This is a genomic window from Actinomycetospora sp. NBRC 106378 (assembly GCF_030269685.1).
Classification (GTDB): Bacteria; Actinomycetota; Actinomycetes; order Mycobacteriales; family Pseudonocardiaceae; genus Actinomycetospora.
This window is the reverse complement of the sequence record NZ_BSTT01000004.1, coordinates 17,261-34,286: the sequence shown is the minus strand read 5'-3', so window position 1 is coordinate 34,286 and position 17,026 is coordinate 17,261. Positions and strand designations below refer to the sequence as shown.

Below are 17,026 nucleotides of genomic sequence, written 5' to 3'. Positions count from 1 at the left end.
GGCACCCCACCGGAGTGAAGATCGGATACAAGCTCATCGCCGAGGCCTACGGGCCCACCGAGATGGTCCGCCAGTGCGTGCTGGCCGAGCAGGCGGGCTTCGACTTCGTCGAGATCTCCGACCACTACCACCCCTGGGTGCCCGAGCAGCAGCACTCGGGGTTCGCGTGGTCGATGCTCGCCGCCATGGCCGCGAAGACCGAGCGCATCGAGCTCGCGACCGGGGTGACCTGCCCCTTCATCCGCTACCACCCGGCCGTGATCGCGCAGGCCGCCGCCACCACCCAGATCCTCGCCGAGGGGCGCTTCACCCTCGGCGTGGGCTCGGGCGAGCGGCTCAACGAGCACGTCGTCGGGCAGGGCTGGCCGCCGGTCCACGTGCGGCACCGGATGTTCCGGGAGTCGCTGGAGATCATCCGGCTGCTGTGGCAGGGCGGCTACCAGAGCTACGAGGGTCGGCACCTGACCCTCGAGGACGCCCGGGTGTTCGACCTGCCCGAGGAGCTGCCGAAGATCGTCGTGGCGGCCGGCGGCACGCGGGCCGCGACCCTCGCCGGGGAGCTCGGCGACGGCCTGTTCGCCACCGAGCCGCGCGCGGACCTCGTCTCGTCCTTCCGCGACGCGGGGGGCTCCGGACCGACGTACGCCGAGGTGCCGATGGCCTACGCGAGCACCGTGGAGGAGGCGGCCGAGTCGGCCCGCGCGCTCTTCCGCTTCGGCATCCCCGGCTGGAAGGTCCAGGCCGAGCTGCCGAACCCGGTGAACTTCGACGCCGCGACCGCGCTGGTCACCGCCGACGTCATGAAGGAGAACTTCGCCTGCGGGCCCGACCTGGAGAACCAGCTCGAGGTGACGAGGCCGTTCGTGGAGGCCGGGTACGACCACCTCGCGCTGATCAACGCGGGCCCGGACGTGGACGGCTTCTTCGAGCACGCGGCGAACGGGCTCATCGAGCAGGTCCGCAAGCTCGGGTGAGGGCGGCGGCCGGTCCTCTCCCCCCGGCAGGGCCGGCCGCCGGGACGACCCACCAAACCGGGCGGTCCGTCCGTCGAGCAGTGTGCCCAATGGACGGCCGCCGAGACAGTCGTCACCGGTGTGATCCGCTCGACGGTTCCCGGGCGTCGACGAGCGACCGTCCGGGACGGCCGTCCCCCGAACGTCGGCCACACGGCTCCTCCCCGTAATCTCGTCGGTGATGGGTACGGGCGTCGGGGGACGAGGACCAGGGGACGGACGATGACCGTGACGTCCCCGCACGCGGGGCCGGACGGCACGCCGGGAGCCGAGGCGCGCCGCCGCCGCACCTTCGCGGTGATCTCCCACCCCGACGCGGGCAAGTCGACGCTCACCGAGGCGCTCGCGCTGCACGCCGAGGTCATCTCGGCCGCCGGCGCCGTGCACGGCAAGGGCGGCCGCAAGGGCGTGACCTCCGACTGGATGGACATGGAGCGCGAGCGCGGCATCTCCGTGACCAGCGCCGTCCTCCAGTTCGCCTACCGCGACCACGTGATCAACCTGCTCGACACCCCGGGCCACGGCGACTTCTCCGAGGACACCTACCGGGTGCTCGCCGCCGTCGACGCCGCGGTGATGCTCCTCGACGCCGCGCGCGGTCTCGAGCCGCAGACCCTCAAGCTCTTCGACGTCTGCCGCGCCCGCGGGGTGCCGGTGCTGACGTTCGTCAACAAGTGGGACCGCCCCGGGCGCGAGCCGCTGGAGCTGGTCGACGAGGTCGAGCAGCGGATCGGGCTGCGGCCGATGCCGATCACCTGGCCGGTGGGGATCGCGGGCGACTTCCACGGCCTGGTCGAGCGCGCCGACGGGACGATGCGCCGCTTCACCCGCGCCGCCCACGGCGCCTCGAAGGCCGCCGAAGAGATCCTCGACGCCGACCGGGCCGCCGCCGAGGAGGGCGTCGACTGGGAGCGCGCCACCGAGGAGCTCGAGCTGCTCGGCGAGATCGGCGCGGACTTCGACCCGGTGGACTTCCACCGGGGCATCGCGACCCCGGTGATGTTCGGCGCCGCCCTCTCCAACATCGGCGTCGCCCGCCTGCTCGACGCGCTGGTCGAGCTGGCCCCGCCGCCCACCCCGCGGCCCTCCGCCGCCGGCGAGGAGCGCCCCATCGAGTCCCCGTTCTCCGGGCTGGTGTTCAAGGTCCAGGCCTCGATGGACAAGTCGCACCGGGACCGGGTCGCCTTCGTGCGCGTGTGCTCGGGCCGCTTCGAGCGCGGCATGGTGCTCACCCACGACGCCACCGGCCGCCCGTTCGCCACGAAGTACGCGCAGGCGATGTTCGGGCGCGACCGCTCCACGATCGACGAGGCCTTCCCCGGCGACATCGTCGGGCTGGTCAACGCCAACGCGCTGCGCCCCGGCGACACGCTCTGGGCCGAGAGGCCGGTCACGTTCCCGACCATCCCCAGCTTCGCCCCCGAACACTTCTCCGTGGCGAGAGTGGCAGACGCGTCGAAGACCAAGCAGTTCCGCAAGGGCATCGAGCAGCTCGACTCCGAGGGCGTCATCCAGGTGCTGTCCTCCGACCTGCGCGGTGACCAGGCGCCGGTGCTGGCCGCCGTCGGACCGCTGCAGTTCGAGGTGGTCGCGGCCCGGCTGGCCGACGAGTTCTCCGCGCCGATCAAGCTCGACCGTCTCGACTACACGATCGCCCGCCGCACCGACGCGGCCGGCGTCGAGGCCCTGAAGGGGGCGATCGGGATCGAGGTCCTCCGCCGACGGTCCGACGGCGAGCTGCTCGCCCTGTTCCCGCACAAGTGGCGGTTGCAGGCGGTCCTGCAGAACCAGCCGTCGCTGACGCTCGAGCCGCTGATCGCCGAGGGGTCGGGCCAGTGAGGACCCACGGCCTGCTCGGTGCCGCGGTCTCGCTGCTGCTCGTCGCGGGCGTGGTGGTCGGCTGCTCCACCGACGAGCCCGCCCGCTCCACGGGTGGCGGGTCGGGTGTGACCGCGACCGACACCCCGCCGCCGCTGACCGGCGCGCCGGACCCGGCGACCGTGCCGGCGCCGATCTGGCAGGCGTCGCTCTCGGGCCCGAACCCGCTCGCCAACTTCCGCGACACGCCCTACAACAACGACGGGGCCCCGCCGCCGAAGCTGGTCGACGCGCCCGGCATCACCGGGGCGAAGGCCCTCGAGTTCACCGTCCCCGGCGGCGGGCGGCGCAGCGAGCTCGAGCCCAACATCAAGTTCTACCGCGAGGGCGACGAGGCCTGGTTCGGTTTCGCGTGGAACCTCCCGGCCGACTTCCCCGTGAACGCCGACGGGTGGCAGGTCCTCGCCCAGTGGAAGAACTCCGGGGACGGCAGCCCGCCCATCGAGGTGAAGGTCGAGGGCGGCCAGTTCAAGCTCGACGGCGGGGCCGGCGGCGACGACCCGGGCGGCACCTACTTCTCGACGCCGATCGGACCGGCCCTCACCGGCCGCCAGACCGACATCGTGGTGCACATCGTCTTCTCCACCGACCCGTCGAAGGCCTCGGTGGACGTCTGGCAGAACGGCCAGCAACGGATCTCCGGCTACAAGCCGCCCGGCGGCACCCGGTACGAGGGGGACGACTCCTACCTCAAGACCGGCATCTACCGGGACTCCGCGATCTCCCAGACCGCGAACCTGTTCCTCGTGGACGCCCGCGTGGCCGACAGCTACGAGTCGGCGTCGGCGCTGGTAGGTCCGAAGGGCTGACCGGTCCGGTCCGCCCCGGGCTGCTCAGACGGTCGGACGCCGTCCCGACGGCAGGCCCCGCGGGGGGATCGCGTCGTTGATGATCCTCGACATCGTCTCCGGGTCCTCGACCTCCACCACCACCCGGTGGTACGGCTCGCCGCGCAGGTAGATCGCGAGCAGGGTGGTGGCCGCGTGCACCATCCACAGCTGGCGGCGCTCGCCGACGCCGTAGGTCCCGGCACGCAGCAGGCCCGGCACGCTGATGCCGGGCAGGTGCACCCGCGGGCTCGCGACGACGGCGTCCCGGCGGCCCAGGGTGCGCGCCCCGAGGACCCGGTCCATGGGCAGGAACAGCCCCGTGCGGAACGCGTAGACGCGGTCACGACCGGTGAAGCGGAGCAGGACCCCCTGCTCGGTCACCCTGGTGTGGACGCCCACCCCGCGGCCCCCTCCCGCGCGTCGCGCCGACCTACGGACGTCCCGCCCGGACCGACGACTGCTCGTACGCCTGCTCGGCGGCCCGCCGGGCCTCCTCGTACCCCCTGGTGACGGCGGAGTGCCCGTCGTCGTGCGCCTCGGCGACCGCCCGCTCCGCGGCCTTCGCCATCTCGGCGAGCGCCCGCTCGGCCTCCTCGGCCGCCTGCGTCAGGTCCGAGCTCGCCCCGCCCGAGGCCGCGTCGGAGACCGACCGGCCGCGGGCGTCGTCGTCGGTCCCGTGACGGCCGGACGAGGGCTGATCGGGGGCACCGGCGGCAGGGCTCGACGGGGTCCCCGGCGCTGGGGTCGATGAGGTCACTGCGTCTCCGTGGTGCCGACGTCGCGGGCGACCCGGCGCGCAACCGATTGCGGTGCGGCCGGACCGGTCGCGCCAGCATGGCAAACCGGGAGGCAGGGGACGACGCCACCCCCCGTTCAACGCGGGTATGCCGCCGCGTAGCTCGTCCCGATCCGCCAGTCGTCGAAGAACAGCGTCCCCGGTTGGCCGATGGCGGTGCTCCGGTAGATGCCGGTCTTGAGGTAACTGGTCGTGCCGGAGTAGAGCGTGCCGGCCGGCGGACGGAACCCGCGGATCGTCTGCTTCCCGTCGACCCAGGTGTCCACCGAGCCGCCGCCCTCGGCGAACCGCACGTGGACCACGACCGCCTGCGCCCGCCCCGGCGTCGCCGCGCCCATCGGGATCTCGAACGGGGCGCCGCGGTCGAACCCGCCGTCGAGCTGGAACTGGCCACCCCCGACCTTGACCGAGATCGGCGGCGACCCGGTGCCGTCGTTCTTCCACTGGGTGATCACCTGCCAGTCGTCGGTCCCCACCGGGAACCCGGGCGCGAGCGTCACCGAGAAGCCGAAGAACAGGTCGTCGCCGTTGCGCAGCGACCGGAAGTTCGGCTCGAGCTCGGCGCGCTGACCCCCGCCGGGCATCGACACCTGCAGCGCCGGGCCGAGGCCGGTCCCGACGACGGCGGGAGCCGCCGCGCCGACGTTGTTCCACGGGGTGGAGCGGTAGTTCGCGAGCCCGTCGGCGTAGTCGGCCTGCCAGAGCAGGCGGCCGCCGTCGGGGGCGGGCCCGCCGGGCACCGCGGCGGCTCCGGCCGATGCCGCCGACGCCGTCCCGGGCGTGCCCGCCAGGAAGCCGACGACGTCGAGCACGACGTGCATGGCCGACCCGGCGTCCGCGACCTGGACGGTGCCCTGCGGGCTGACCGGCACCACCGCGAAGCCGGGGCGCACGGCGCCCGCCGGGACGACGACGGCCGACGTGGTCGGGGGCGGGCCGGCGCCCCAGACGCCGATCGCGCCGTTGTTCGCGGGCCCCAGCCCGGTGACGTTGAGCAGGACCGAGGAGACGCCCGTCGTCGGGACCCCCGCGCGGCCGAGGACGGGGACCGTCCGGATCTGCCCCGGCGTCAGCGGCCCCGTCCCGACGGCGGCCGTCTCCGGGTCCGGGGTCCGGCTGTCGTAGAGCCGGGAGGGCGTGACGGCCCGCCCGACGGCGGTCGGGACCACCGCGACCAGATCCGCGAGCAGGTCGACGGTCCCGGCCTGGTTGGCCACCGTGATCGACCCGTCGTCACCGACCGGCACGATCGTCATGTTCGGCAGCGTGTCGCCCGGCACGAGCGTGAGCTGCGGGGCGAACGGCTTCGGGCCGCCGGTACCCCACGCGCTGAGCGTGGTCGGCTGCGAGGCGTCGGTGCCGGTCAGGGAGAGCAGCACCGACGAGCCGGGCGGCGCGGGCGCGAACCCGCGGCCGTCGATCTGCACCCGGCGCTGCTCCCCCGGCTGCAGCACACCCTCCGCGCGGGTGTCGAGGACCCGCTGCGGCACCCCGGAGGCGAGCGGGGAGTTCTCCGGGAACCAGCCGACGACGTCGACGGTCGCGTCGGAGAGCCCCGTGACGTTGAACAGGCTGACCGCGCCGCCCCCGCCGAGCTTCGTGACCACGGTCTTCGTCACCGGCGCCTCGGGGGCGAGCGACAGCGTCGAGGTGGGCGGGCGCGGCGCGTCCTGCGGCCACAGGGTCATGTAGGTCGAGCCGAACAGCGTGGTGCCGGTGACGTTGAGGACCACGGTGCCGGCGCCGGTGTCGGGCACCCCGCCCCGGCCCGCGACCGGGATCGAGACCGTCTGGCCCGGGCCGAGCGGACCGGCCGTCGTGAACCCGCGGTCGACGACCTTCGTCGGGACGCGCGAGTCGAACAGCCGCGCCGCCTGCAGCGGCACGAACGACCCGGCGGACGCCGGCGGGGCCTGTTGGGCGAGCGCGGGCGCGCCCCCGCCGAGGAGGGCGGCCACGAGCAGCAGTCCGAGCACCCAGCTCGTTCTCATGGGCTCCTCGGGTGACGTCCGGTCGCGGGACCGCCACGTCCCCCGATCGGGCGGTGCCGGACGAAGATGCCACACGCCCTGCGACGGCCGTCCGCCAGGTGGTCGCTGTCCGGGTCGGCCCCGGTCGGCCCCGGTGGGCCCCAGTGGCAGGAAAGCGTCGTTGCTGTCGCCCCGTGGCAGCAACGACGCTTTCCTGCCACGGGGAGGGGCGCCACGATGGCGCCATGAGCCTCGAGGTGCAGGTCACGGTGGACGCGCACGACCCCGGCGCGCTCGCGGAGTTCTGGGCGACGGCGCTCGGCTACCGGGTGCAGCCCCCGCCGCCCCCGTTCACGACGTGGGACGAGGCGCTCGAGGCGTGGGGCGTGCCGCCGGAGCAGCGCAACGACGCGTCCGCCGCCGTGGACCCGGACGGTCACGGTCCGCGCCTGTTCTTCCAGCGCGTGCCGGAGGACAAGACCGCGAAGAACCGGATGCACCTCGACCTGCGCGCCGCGGTCGGCCTCACCGGCGACGAGCGGATGACCGCGCTCGAGGCGGCGGCCGAGCGGCTCGTCGCCCACGGCGCGACCCGGCTCCTGCGCGTCGAGCCCGCCCCGCCCCTCGTCGGCGGCAACATCGTCATGGCCGACCCCGAGGGCAACGAGTTCTGCCTCGACTGACCCTGTCCGTGGCAGGAACGCGTCGTTGCCGTCGTCCGGTGGCAGCGACGACGCTTTCCTGCCACGGGGGGTGGGCCCCGGCGGAGGTATCGTGTCCGGACCGTCCGCGGACGGCGTCGGGTGAGCGAGGTACGTGGTGGACGGACGTGTGCGGTCGAGCCGTCTGCGGCCACCCCTTCCCGACGCCGGGTCGTTCCCCACCGACCCCGCGGGCCTCCTGCCCGAGCACCGGCGCACGTGCCCGCACTGCGACGCCCCGGTCGGGCGCGGGCGCGACGGGCGCCCGGGCCGCCTCACCGGGACGTGCCCCGCCTGCCGGCAGCGGGTGGACCTGCGCCCCGACCTCGCGCCCGGCACGGTCCTCGCCGGTCGGTACCGGGTCGTCGACGTCCTGGCCCGCGGTGGGGCGTGGCTCTACCTCGCGCACGACGTCGTGGGCGGGGACGAGGTGGTCGTCGCCCGGGTCCGCGACGACAGCACCACGGCGGAGGCCCTCCTGGGCCGCGGTCACCCGGCCCTGGTGGGGCTGCGCGACGTCGTCGACCACGCCGGCACCCGGCTCGTGCTGGACCGCCTCCACGGCTCGCCGGCGCGCGGCCCGCTGCCGCCCGAGGAGGCCGCGCGGGTCGTGGCGGCCGTCGCCCCCGCCATCACCCACCTGCACGCGCTCGGACTGCTGCACGCCGACCTCAAGCCCGCCAACGTGCTGCGCACCGCGACCGGTCCGGTGCTCGCCGACCTCGGGTCGCTGCGCCGCGCCGACGACCGCACCAGCCCGGTGTGGGGCACCGACGGCTTCCTCGCGCCGGAGATCACCCCGGGGGGCGCCGGGCCGTCCGTGGCCTCCGAGGTGTTCGCGCTCGGGCGGTGCCTGGACGTCCTGCTCGGCGCGCCCGTGCTGGGGCACCTGGGGCCGCCGCGGGCCCCGTCGGTGCTGGACGCGGTGGTGCGGCGGGCCACCGCGACCGACCCCGGGCTGCGCCATCCCGACGTCGCGGAACTGGTCGGCGACGTGTCCCTCGCGCTGCACCGGACGGGGAGGTGGACCACCCTCCCGGGGCAACCCGACGATCACGGCGTGGGTCTGCCGGACGGCCGGGACCTCGTGCACCAAGATGGCTCCCTGCCGCCCCGCACCCCGTCGTCCCCGCACGCCCAGACAGGAGCCTTCCCGCCGTGACCGAGTCCTCCGCGCCGCCGTCCCCGACGAACGGCCCCGGCGACCCGGATCGCTCCGCTCGCCCGGGTCCGGATCGGGGCGGACCGGATCGCGATCCGTCCGGCACCACCCTCGATCCCGCCACCGCGGATCCGGACGACCCGGATCCGACCGGGGGCGTCCCCGTGCAGTCCGTCGGGCCCGCGGGCAGCGCCGGGGAGCACACGGACCTGCGGGCCGTGCTGGAGGCGACGCGCACCCAGATCGAGACGGCGGACTGCCCCGAGTGCGGGGCGAGCGTCGACGAGGCGCAGGACGTGGTGTGCGGCCGCTGCGGGACGCGCCGCCCGGCGGTGCGCGACCACGTGGAGTTCCGCCTCGGCCCGGCCGCCGCGGTCACCGACCGGGGCCTGCGCCGGCGTCGCAACGAGGACGCCTGTGCGCTGGGCCGCATCGCGACGGCCGAGGGCGAGATCCTGGTGGCGTCGGTCTGCGACGGCGTCGCCTCGGCCCGGCGCGGCGACGAGGCGTCGCTCGCGGCGGCGGAGGCCTGCGTGGCGGCGGTGCTGACCCGGATCACCGCGCGCGGCGTGCAGAACCTCGACGACCTCGCGGCGACCGGGGCGGGCGCGGCGGCCGAGGCCGCGGCGGACCTCGTGCGCCACGGCGACCCGAACGACCCGCCGGCCACCACCTACACCGGCGCCGTGACCCGCGGCGGGTCGGCCGTCGTGTCCTGGGTGGGCGACAGCCGGATCTACTGGCTCGCCGGCGACGGCACCTCCCAGCTGCTCTCCACCGACGACTCGTGGGCCGAGGAGATCGCCGCCGCGGGAGTGATGAGCCGCGAGCAGGCCCACGCCGACCGGCGCGCCCACGTGCTGACCCGGTGGCTCGGCCACGACTCGCCCGAGGGTCCGGCCCGGGCCCGCCGCTTCCGGCCCGCGGGCCCCGGGGTGCTGCTGCTGTGCAGCGACGGGATCTGGAACCACATCCCGGAGGCCGACCGGCTCGCCGCCGTCCTCGCCTCGGGCCGCGGCGAGGCCGACGTGCTCGGCGACGCCCGCGCCCTCGTGGACGCCGCCCTCGCCGACGGCGGTTACGACAACGCCACCGTCGCCCTGGTCCCGCTCGACCCCGCCGACGGGGACGGCGGCGAGTGGGACCCGCGGCCCGACGGCAGCGAGGACACCGGCCCGATCCTCATCCCGCTCGACGTCGACGACCAGCCCCGCCGCGACACCCGCGCCGAGTCGACGGTCGACCCGCCCGACCACGGACCCTCGTGATGGGCTGGACGGCGCGCGTCTGGGCCGACCGCGACCACTACGAGCTGGTGTGCGCGCGGGACGACCGGTCGGCGCCGGTCCCGGACTTCCCGCGCGAGCCCCGGGAGTTCACCGTGGAGCTCACCGGGGAGCAGGTCGCGATCGGGCGCCGTCCCGTGGCCGACGAGCCGGTGCCGGCCCGGACCGGCACCGACCCGGCGTCGGGAACGGGGGATCCCGGCATCGACCTGACCGGGCCGCCGCGCGACCCGGGCGTCTCACACCTGCACGCGATGCTGCTGGCCGTCGGGGACGACCGCTGGGTGCTGCTCGACGCCGGGTCCACCAATGGGACCACGCTCAACTACGGCAACGAGCCGCTGACGCCCGGCTCGCCGGTGCCGCTGGGGTCCGGCGACACGATCCACGTCGGAGCGTGGACCACGATCACCGTCCGGCGACCGGACGACGGGGCGGGTCCGTCCTGAGGCGCAGGGTCGCCGGGTCGGGGTCGACGACGACCGCGGGGCGCCGCTGCCCGCGCGCGAGGACGAACCGCGCCGCGAGGAAGCTGGCCGGGACCGCGAGCACCGCGGCGACGAGGGGCGCGATCCGCTCGTCCAGGCCGAGGGTCACCAGCGCGACCACGCCGACCGTGGTGGCCGCGATGTTCACCGCCTGCGAGGCCGGGTAGAGCAGGAACCGCTGCCAGGTGGGGCGCAGGCGGAACGTGAACCGGCAGTTGAGGAAGAACGACACGACCATCGCGACGCCGAGGCCGATGACGTGCGCCGTCAGGTACCCGACCCGGTCGAGGACGAGCAGGTAGACCGCGTAGTACGTCGCCGCGTTCACCACGCCGACGAGGGCGTAGCGCACGAGCGCGACGAGGGTGCTGGTCATGACGCGGTGTCCGTGCCCGCCGCCGCCGCGGTTCAGTGCACGGCCGAGGTGGACACCGCGAGGAACAGCAGGACCGCCCAGGCGAGGCCCAGCACCTGGAGCACCCGGTCGTTGATGACGATCTCCTCGGGCTCGCCGCCGTTGCCGCCGTCGACGTCGACGGCGTAGCGCAGGATCGCCACCACGAAGGGCACCACGGAGATGATCGCCCACATGCTCGGCGGCGTCGGGAGCGCGTTGCGGACCGGCTGCACACCGATCTGGAAGGCCCACAGCGAGTACGCCAGGATCACGATCGTGGCCGAGAGCGACCACACGAACCGCAGGTAGGACGCCGAGTAGCGCTCCAGCGACTTGCGGATCTTCGCGCCGGTCCGCTCGGCGAGGCGCATCTCGGCGTAGCGCTTGCCGGAGGCCATGAACAGCGAGCCGAAGGCCATCGTCAGCAGGAACCACGGCGAGAGGTAGAGCGAGGCCGCGGCACCACCGGCGATGGCGCGCATCAGGAAGCCGGAACTGACGATGCACACGTCGATGACGGGCTCGTGCTTGAGCCACAGGCAGTACGCGAGCTGGACCACCACGTAGACGATCACGACGATCGCCAGGTTGAGCGTGGCGACGAAGCTCAGCGCGATCGCGCCGGCGAAGAGCACCACCGCGGTGCCGTAGGCGACCGCGGGCGGGACGATCCCCGCCGCGATCGGCCGGAAGCGCTTCTTCGGGTGCGCCCGGTCGGCCTCGACGTCCCGGGCGTCGTTGACGAGGTAGACCCCGGAGGCCGCCAGCGAGAAGGCCGCGAAGGCGACCAGCACCTGGATCCAGACCGAGCCCTCGCCGAGCCGGCCCGCCGCGAACGGCGCCGCGAAGACGAGGACGTTCTTGACCCACTGCTTGGGCCGCATCGTCTTGAGCAGGCCCAGCGGCATCGCGAGCGGGCCGGTCCGCCGCACGGGGACAGCGGTGTCCTCCGGGGCGTCCTCGGCCTCGCGGTTCTCGTCGAGCACGACCTCGGCGGCGGCCTCCGCCCCCGCGTCGGGCTCCTCGGGCCCCGTGCCGTTGCGCTGCGTGTCCTGGGACGTGGTCATCGGGTCCTCCAGCGGCCCAGCCGGCCCCGCTCGATCACGCGGCGCGTCGCGAGGGCGCACGCGGCTCCGAGAGCGGTTCCGGCCAGCACGTCGGTCGGGTAGTGGACGCCCAGCACGAGCCGGGACAGCGCCATCGCCGGGACCACGGAGGTGAGTCCCACGGCCGCGTCGGACCGGTGCAGCAGGCCCGCGTAGAGCACGGCCGCCGCGGCGGTGGACGTGGCGTGCGAGGAGGGGAAGGACAGCCGGCTCGGGGTGCCGACGTGGACCGCGATGCGCGGGTCGTGCGGTCGCCGCCGCCGCACCACGCGCTTGACCGCGATGGAGGCGCCGTGCGCGCCCGCCACGCCGACGGCGGCGGTGGCCCAGGCCCGACGACGGGTCGGGTCGAGCGCCGCGCCCGCCGCGCCGAGGGCGAGCCACCCGGCGGCGTGCTCGCCGAAGTGCGACATCGCGCGCGCCGCGCGCACCACGGTGGGATGGTCGATGCGGCGCTGGACGGCGACCAGCAGGCCCACCTCGTCGACTCCTCCGGGTGCCCGGTCGAGCACACGTCCTCCTCGGCGCAGCGTCTCGATTGCGGTCCGATGCTACGCGGGCCTTGACACACGTCCCGCACCGAGGCAAGGCGCGGCGCGCCGACGGCTCAGAACCAGCGCTCCAGGACCATCGCGACGCCGTCGTCGTCGTGATGGCCGGTGACCTCGTCCGCGACCTCGCGCAGCTCCGGGTGCGCGTTGCCCATGGCGACGCCGTGGCCGGCCCAGCGGAGCATCGCGAGGTCGTTCGGCATGTCCCCGAACGCCACCACCTCCTCGGCCTCCACCCCGTGGTGGGCGGCCGCGAGCGCCAGTCCGTGGGCCTTCGTCACGCCCGGCACCGAGCACTCGACGAGGCCGTGGGAGGCGGAGAAGGTGACGTCGACCAGGTCGCCGAGCCCGTCGCGCACCGCGGCCGCCATCGTGTCGCTGGTCAGGCCCTTGCGCCGGGCGAGCACCTTGACCGCCGGGCGGGCGGCGAGGTCGCCGGTGGCGATCTCGACGTGGTCGGAGTTCGGCCAGGCGGGCTCGTAGGCGGGCTCGCAGCAGAACTCCGGGGCGTCCACCCGCTCGACGGCGAGCCCGGCGCCGGGCAGGGCGGTGCGGAGACGGTCGATCACCTCGGCGAGCGCGTCGACGTCCAGCTCCGCGGCCTCGACGACGCGGCGGCTCCCCGCGTCCCAGAGCACCGCCCCGTTCGCCGCCACGCAGAGCCCGCGCAGGCCGATGGCGTCGCACACCGGGTCGATCCACCGGGGCGGGCGGCCGGTGGCGATCACGAGCGGCACCCCGGCCTCCGTCATGCGCTCCAGCACGCGCACCAGCCGCGGCCCCGGGCGGTCGTCGGCGCCGAGCAGCGTGCCGTCGACGTCGCTGGCGACCAGGCGGGGAGCTCTCATGGGGTCGATTCTCCGTCAGCCGGGGAGTCGCCCGCCGGAGCCCGGGTATGCGCTGCGCATGAGTCAGAAGGAGACGGCCGCCCGACTGCTGGACGACGCGGGCGAGACCTTCGCCGCCGAGGCCGGCATCACCCTGGACGACAAGCCCGCGCCGCTCTACCGGCTGCTCGTGCTCACCGTGCTGCTCTCCAGCCGCGTGCAGGCCAAGCTCGGGACCCGGGCGTGCCGGGAGCTGGTCGACAGTGACCTCGGCACGCCGGACAAGATGGCGGCGGCCACCCACGAGCAGGTCCACGACGCGCTCGACCGCGCGAAGTTCCTCTCCAAGGACCAGACCGCGGACGCGCTGGTCGAGGGCGCGCAGCTGGTCGCCGACCGGTGGTCCGGCGACCTGCGCGGCATGCGCTCCGAGGCCGACGGCGACGCGGACCGCCTCGCGGAGCTGCTCACCGAGGTCCCGCGCCTCGGTCCGGTCGGCGCGGACATCTTCCTGCGCGAGGTCCAGGCGGTCTGGCCCGAGTTCCGTCCGCACCTCGACGGCAAGGCGACCGACGGCGCGAAGGCGGTCGGCCTGCCGCAGGACGCCGCGGCGCTCGCGGATCTCGTCGACGACGGCGACCTCGCCCGCTTCGCCGCGGCGCTGGTCCGGGCCGGTCTCGACGACGAGGTGGCCGCCCGCGTGTCAAGATGATCACGGGCTAGTCTCGGCGCCATCACACGTCGGTTCGCGCGCGAGCAGACGGACGGAGCGACCTCCCCGGCCGCCCCGGAGCGCTCGAGATAGTGAGGCGCCGTGCTGCTCGACGATGCCCGCACGAGGTCCGGCCCGCCCCGGCGTCCCGACGAGGTGGAGCTGGACCGCTCGGTCCCGGCGCTGCTGCTCAAGCTCGGGTCCTACCCGCTCCACCACGGCGGCCTCGGGGTGGTGCGCAGCCTCGGGCGGGCCGGGGTGGACGTCTACGCCGTCACCGAGGGCCCCGTCACGCCGGTCGCCCTCTCCCGGCACCTGCGCGGCCGGTTCTCCTGGCCGACCACGGGCGGGGAGGACCCGGCCGAGCTCGCCGAGGGCCTGCACGGGATCGCCCGGGCGCTCGGGCGCCGCGCGGTGCTGGTGCCGACCGACGACGAGAGCGCCGTCGCGGTCGCGGAGCTCGGCGACGTGCTCGCGGACGACTTCCTCTTCCCCCGCTGCGCCGACCCCACCCTCCCCCGCCGGGCCGCGAGCAAGGAGGGGCTGGCCGCGCTCTGCGCGGAGCACGGCGTGCCGACGCCGCACACCCTCGTGCCCGGCTCGCTCGACGAGGTGGAGGACTACGCGGCACACGGCGCGTTCCCGGTGGTGGTGAAGAGCCGCGCGCCCTTCGAGCGGCACCTCCACCCGTCGGTGCGGTCGTCGACGGTCGTCGACACCCCCGACGAGCTGCGCGCGATGGCCCTCGACTGGGACGAGCAGCCGTGGGTGATCCTGCAGGAGTACCTGCCGCCCGAGGTCTCCGAGGACTGGGTGGTGCACGCGTGGTCGGCGCCGGGGGACTCCGCGGTGTTCACCGGGGTCAAGCTGCGCTCCTGGCCGCCGCGCGCCGGCATCACGACGGCGGGCCGGGCGCGGTGGAACCCCGAGCTCGCCGACCTCGCGACGCGCCTGTTCGACGCCGTCGGGTTCTCCGGGATCGCCGACCTCGACGTGCGGCGCGACCTGCGCGACGGCCGCTACAAGCTCGTCGACTTCAACCCGCGGGTCGGGGCGCAGTTCCGGCTCTTCGAGGACGGGGCCGGGCTGGACGTGGTGCGGGCCCAGCACCTCGGGCTCACCGGGCGGCCGCTGCCGCACGGCGAGTTCCCCGAGGGCCGGGCGTTCGTGGTCGAGGACTTCGACTACGTGGCCCGCGTGGCCTACCGCGGCGGGCACACCGACGGACCGGCCCCGGCCGGGCGCGCCCCGACCACCGAGCACGGCTGGTTCGCGGTGGACGACCCGCTGCCCGTGCTCCCGATGGTCGTGGGACGTGCCCGCCCGGTGCTGTCCCGGGCGGCGCGGTATGTGCGGCTGCGCCGCAGGTGAGCATTAATCCGTGCCCGGACACGGATGAATGCTCACCTGGCGAAGCCACCCACGGGGTAGGCCACCCGCAGCGTCGGACCCCGCCGGCCCGCCACGCGGCGCGCGAGCTCCGGGGCGGCGTACCAGGTCCCGGTGACGAAGCGGTTGACCGGCCCGAACGACCGGACCGCGGGCGCACCGAGGAAGTGCAGGCCGGGGACCGACGACTCGAAGCCCGCGCCCAGCACCGGTGAACCGTCGGCGAGGTCGAGCTCGGAGAGCAGTTCCTTGTCCAGCAGGTCGTAGCGCGTGACGTCGATGTCGTAGCCGCTGCCGACCATCACGTGGTCGGCGGTGAGCACGGTGCCGTCGGCGAGGGTCACCGTGACGACGCCGTCCGCGGCGGTGGCGGCGGTGATCCGCCGGCCCAGCTCGAACGGCACGTGCTCGAGGCGCGCCCGCAGGTTGTGCGAGCCCGCCGGGAACAGGCACCGCCGGCGCACCTCGAGCTGCAGGCGCTCGGGAAGCCGACGGTAGGCCTCGGGGGCGGCGGCCAGCCAGCCGGTGGCGCGACCGCCGACGTCGGTCGGCGGGACCCGCCAGCGCTGCCGGAAGGTGGGCGGCGGGGCGTCCGCGGGCCGGTGCGGCCCGAGCCAGTGCACGGCCGACGCCCGGGCGGTGACGGTGACGTCGACGCCGAGGTCGGCGAGGATCGCCGCGTTCTCCAGGGCGCTCTGCCCCAGCCCCACGACCAGCACCCGCCGGTTCGCGAAGGTCGACAGGTCCTCGTGCTCCGCGACGTGGGAGACCGCGCCCTCGGGCAGGTCGGCGAGCTCGGGCACGCCGCGCTCCATGTTGTGCAGGCCGACGGCCACGACGACGCGCTCGGCGTGCACCCGGTCGCCGTCGTCGAGACCCACCGAGAAGCCGGATCCCTCGCGCACCACCTGCGCCACCCGACGGGTGTCGAGGTCGGGCACCACGCGCGCGGCGAGCCAGTCGCCGTAGGCCAGGAAGTGCTCGAGCGACGCCGGGTTGTCCAGCGCGACGTCGTGGGCCCGCGCCCAGGCGGTGATGGTGTGGCCGGGGACGGGGTGCGCGATCGAGGAGGCGCGCTCCTTCGAGCGCAGGATCATCCCCCGCGGCATCTGGTGGCGCCACGAACCCATCACCTCACCGAAGGTGTGGGTGTCGGTGCCCTGGTGGCGCAGGAAGGCGGTGGCGGCGAGCCCGTACGGCCCCGCCCCGACCACTGCGACCTCGGTGGTGTCGGTCATGGTCCCCCTCGTCCGTCGCGCGTCCGGTGACAGCGCGTGAGACGCATCGCACCAGACGGGGAAGCCGATCTACGTCCGGGGTGGCCCTGCGTAGAGCCGTGACCAGCACTTTCGGACATACCGGGCGCAATACCACCCCTCCCGTCGCGTGTGGTCCCCGTGACGTCCGGTGATCAACTCACCCACCGACCAGGCGACGCGAGGCGACCTCGTCCCGGGACGCGCCGTCAGATGATGGCGACGGCGACGACCAGGCCGAGCGCGACGTGCATCCCCGCGATCATCGCCGAGACCGGCGTGTAGCCCTCGTCGTGCAGGCAGGTCCCGACGTCGAGCCGCGAGACGTACTCGAGGCCGCGGACCGCGATCACCTGGGCGACGATCCCGACGAGGCCGAACACCAGGGTGTTGACGATGCCGGTGAGGAAGCCGCCGCCGGAGACGTAGATGGCGGTGACGACGATGAGCGCCATCGACACCAGGCCGGAGGCGGCGACGACGACGGCGTTGGGCCGCCCCTCCCGCACCAGCGCGCGCAGGTCGCCCGGCGTGGTCAGGTCGATCGCGAAGTAGCCGACGTACATCAGCACCGCGCCGATGATCGCGTAGATCGCGATCAGGCCGATGCCGGAGAGCAGGGTCGGGAAGAAGTCGGGCGTGAACACGCGTGCCCCCAGCGGGT

The 17,026-nt window shown here is 74.8% G+C and carries 18 protein-coding genes; 9 read left to right on the top strand and 9 right to left on the bottom strand.

The window, feature by feature from the left end:
* Window positions 1–14: 14 nt before the first annotated feature.
* The 3 genes from QSK00_RS11645 (at window position 15) to QSK00_RS11635 (ending at window position 3,700) form a co-directional block, all read left to right on the top strand.
* Entirely contained in the window at window positions 15–974 is a 960-nt protein-coding gene (locus QSK00_RS11645; protein WP_285590738.1) for a TIGR03557 family F420-dependent LLM class oxidoreductase, read from the top strand.
* A gap of 261 nt (window positions 975–1,235) precedes the next feature.
* Window positions 1,236–2,852, top strand: coding sequence for a peptide chain release factor 3 (locus QSK00_RS11640; protein ID WP_285590736.1), 1,617 nt, complete (start codon window positions 1,236–1,238; stop codon window positions 2,850–2,852).
* Window positions 2,849–3,700, top strand: a complete 852-nt coding sequence (locus QSK00_RS11635) for a heparin lyase I family protein (RefSeq protein WP_285590734.1) — start codon at window positions 2,849–2,851, stop codon at window positions 3,698–3,700. Before QSK00_RS11640 ends, QSK00_RS11635 begins: the two co-directional genes overlap by 4 nt.
* A gap of 24 nt (window positions 3,701–3,724) precedes the next feature.
* Here QSK00_RS11635 and QSK00_RS11630 read toward each other — a convergent pair whose 3' ends face one another.
* The 3 genes from QSK00_RS11630 to QSK00_RS11620 all read right to left on the bottom strand — a co-directional run bounded on the left by QSK00_RS11630 (window position 3,725) and on the right by QSK00_RS11620 (window position 6,508).
* Window positions 3,725–4,102 (bottom strand): hypothetical protein, encoded by a 378-nt coding sequence (locus QSK00_RS11630; RefSeq protein WP_285590732.1) that lies wholly within the window; start codon window positions 4,100–4,102, stop codon window positions 3,725–3,727.
* Between the two features lie 49 nt (window positions 4,103–4,151).
* Window positions 4,152–4,478, bottom strand: coding sequence for a hypothetical protein (locus tag QSK00_RS11625; RefSeq protein WP_285590730.1), 327 nt, complete (start codon window positions 4,476–4,478; stop codon window positions 4,152–4,154).
* 116 nt (window positions 4,479–4,594) lie between these two features.
* Entirely contained in the window at window positions 4,595–6,508 is a 1,914-nt protein-coding gene (locus tag QSK00_RS11620; protein WP_285590728.1) for a heparin lyase I family protein, read from the bottom strand.
* A gap of 224 nt (window positions 6,509–6,732) precedes the next feature.
* Between QSK00_RS11620 and QSK00_RS11615 the strand changes: the two genes are divergently transcribed.
* The 4 genes from QSK00_RS11615 to QSK00_RS11600 all read left to right on the top strand — a co-directional run bounded on the left by QSK00_RS11615 (window position 6,733) and on the right by QSK00_RS11600 (window position 10,085).
* Complete coding sequence (locus QSK00_RS11615) at window positions 6,733–7,170, top strand: VOC family protein (RefSeq protein WP_285590726.1); 438 nt, start codon at window positions 6,733–6,735, stop codon at window positions 7,168–7,170.
* Between the two features lie 148 nt (window positions 7,171–7,318).
* Window positions 7,319–8,350, top strand: a complete 1,032-nt coding sequence (locus QSK00_RS11610) for a protein kinase domain-containing protein (protein WP_285590724.1) — start codon at window positions 7,319–7,321, stop codon at window positions 8,348–8,350.
* Between the two features lie 164 nt (window positions 8,351–8,514).
* Window positions 8,515–9,618 carry a PP2C family protein-serine/threonine phosphatase gene (locus QSK00_RS11605; RefSeq protein WP_285590722.1) on the top strand — a complete coding sequence of 368 codons (1,104 nt, stop codon included), beginning with the start codon at window positions 8,515–8,517 and terminating at the stop codon, window positions 9,616–9,618.
* Entirely contained in the window at window positions 9,618–10,085 is a 468-nt protein-coding gene (locus QSK00_RS11600; RefSeq protein WP_285590720.1) for an FHA domain-containing protein, read from the top strand. The genes QSK00_RS11605 and QSK00_RS11600 overlap by 1 nt, the downstream gene beginning before the upstream one ends.
* On the opposite strand, the gene QSK00_RS11595 is transcribed toward QSK00_RS11600, so the two are convergent.
* From QSK00_RS11595 to QSK00_RS11580, 4 genes are all read right to left on the bottom strand, one after another.
* Complete coding sequence (locus QSK00_RS11595; protein WP_285590718.1) at window positions 10,045–10,500, bottom strand: GtrA family protein; 456 nt, start codon at window positions 10,498–10,500, stop codon at window positions 10,045–10,047. The two genes, QSK00_RS11600 and QSK00_RS11595, sit on opposite strands and share 41 nt — an antisense overlap.
* A 32-nt stretch (window positions 10,501–10,532) precedes the next feature.
* Window positions 10,533–11,588, bottom strand: coding sequence for a decaprenyl-phosphate phosphoribosyltransferase (locus QSK00_RS11590; RefSeq protein ID WP_285590716.1), 1,056 nt, complete (start codon window positions 11,586–11,588; stop codon window positions 10,533–10,535).
* Window positions 11,585–12,139, bottom strand: coding sequence for a phosphatase PAP2 family protein (locus QSK00_RS11585; protein WP_285590714.1), 555 nt, complete (start codon window positions 12,137–12,139; stop codon window positions 11,585–11,587). The genes QSK00_RS11590 and QSK00_RS11585 overlap by 4 nt, the downstream gene beginning before the upstream one ends.
* A 95-nt stretch (window positions 12,140–12,234) precedes the next feature.
* Complete coding sequence (locus QSK00_RS11580) at window positions 12,235–13,026, bottom strand: HAD family hydrolase (RefSeq protein WP_285590712.1); 792 nt, start codon at window positions 13,024–13,026, stop codon at window positions 12,235–12,237.
* Window positions 13,027–13,084: 58 nt separating this feature from the next.
* On the opposite strand from QSK00_RS11580, the gene QSK00_RS11575 reads away from it, so the two are divergent.
* The gene (locus QSK00_RS11575) at window positions 13,085–13,717 is read left to right on the top strand and encodes an endonuclease (protein ID WP_285590710.1); all 633 of its coding nucleotides are present in this window, start codon (window positions 13,085–13,087) and stop codon (window positions 13,715–13,717) included.
* Window positions 13,718–13,819: 102 nt separating this feature from the next.
* The gene (locus tag QSK00_RS11570; protein ID WP_285590708.1) at window positions 13,820–15,088 is read left to right on the top strand and encodes a carboxylate--amine ligase; all 1,269 of its coding nucleotides are present in this window, start codon (window positions 13,820–13,822) and stop codon (window positions 15,086–15,088) included.
* A gap of 32 nt (window positions 15,089–15,120) precedes the next feature.
* On the opposite strand, the gene QSK00_RS11565 is transcribed toward QSK00_RS11570, so the two are convergent.
* Together QSK00_RS11565 and QSK00_RS11560 are read right to left on the bottom strand one after the other, a co-directional pair.
* Complete coding sequence (locus tag QSK00_RS11565) at window positions 15,121–16,344, bottom strand: FAD-dependent oxidoreductase (protein WP_285590703.1); 1,224 nt, start codon at window positions 16,342–16,344, stop codon at window positions 15,121–15,123.
* A 227-nt stretch (window positions 16,345–16,571) separates the two neighbouring features.
* Window positions 16,572–17,009: a DUF350 domain-containing protein gene (locus QSK00_RS11560; protein WP_285590701.1), complete on the bottom strand. Its 438-nt coding sequence runs from the start codon at window positions 17,007–17,009 to the stop codon at window positions 16,572–16,574.
* Between the last annotated feature and the right edge of the window lie 17 nt (window positions 17,010–17,026).

Coding starts and splice junctions, on each gene's coding strand:
- QSK00_RS11640 (WP_285590736.1), top strand. CDS start 1,236: ATGACCGTGACGTCCCCGCACGCGGGGCCGGACGGCACGCCGGGAGCC.
- QSK00_RS11565 (WP_285590703.1), bottom strand. CDS start 16,344: ATGACCGACACCACCGAGGTCGCAGTGGTCGGGGCGGGGCCGTACGGG.
- QSK00_RS11620 (WP_285590728.1), bottom strand. CDS start 6,508: ATGAGAACGAGCTGGGTGCTCGGACTGCTGCTCGTGGCCGCCCTCCTC.
- QSK00_RS11590 (WP_285590716.1), bottom strand. CDS start 11,588: ATGACCACGTCCCAGGACACGCAGCGCAACGGCACGGGGCCCGAGGAG.
- QSK00_RS11580 (WP_285590712.1), bottom strand. CDS start 13,026: ATGAGAGCTCCCCGCCTGGTCGCCAGCGACGTCGACGGCACGCTGCTC.
- QSK00_RS11575 (WP_285590710.1), top strand. CDS start 13,085: ATGAGTCAGAAGGAGACGGCCGCCCGACTGCTGGACGACGCGGGCGAG.
- QSK00_RS11595 (WP_285590718.1), bottom strand. CDS start 10,500: ATGACCAGCACCCTCGTCGCGCTCGTGCGCTACGCCCTCGTCGGCGTG.
- QSK00_RS11615 (WP_285590726.1), top strand. CDS start 6,733: ATGAGCCTCGAGGTGCAGGTCACGGTGGACGCGCACGACCCCGGCGCG.
- QSK00_RS11600 (WP_285590720.1), top strand. CDS start 9,618: ATGGGCTGGACGGCGCGCGTCTGGGCCGACCGCGACCACTACGAGCTG.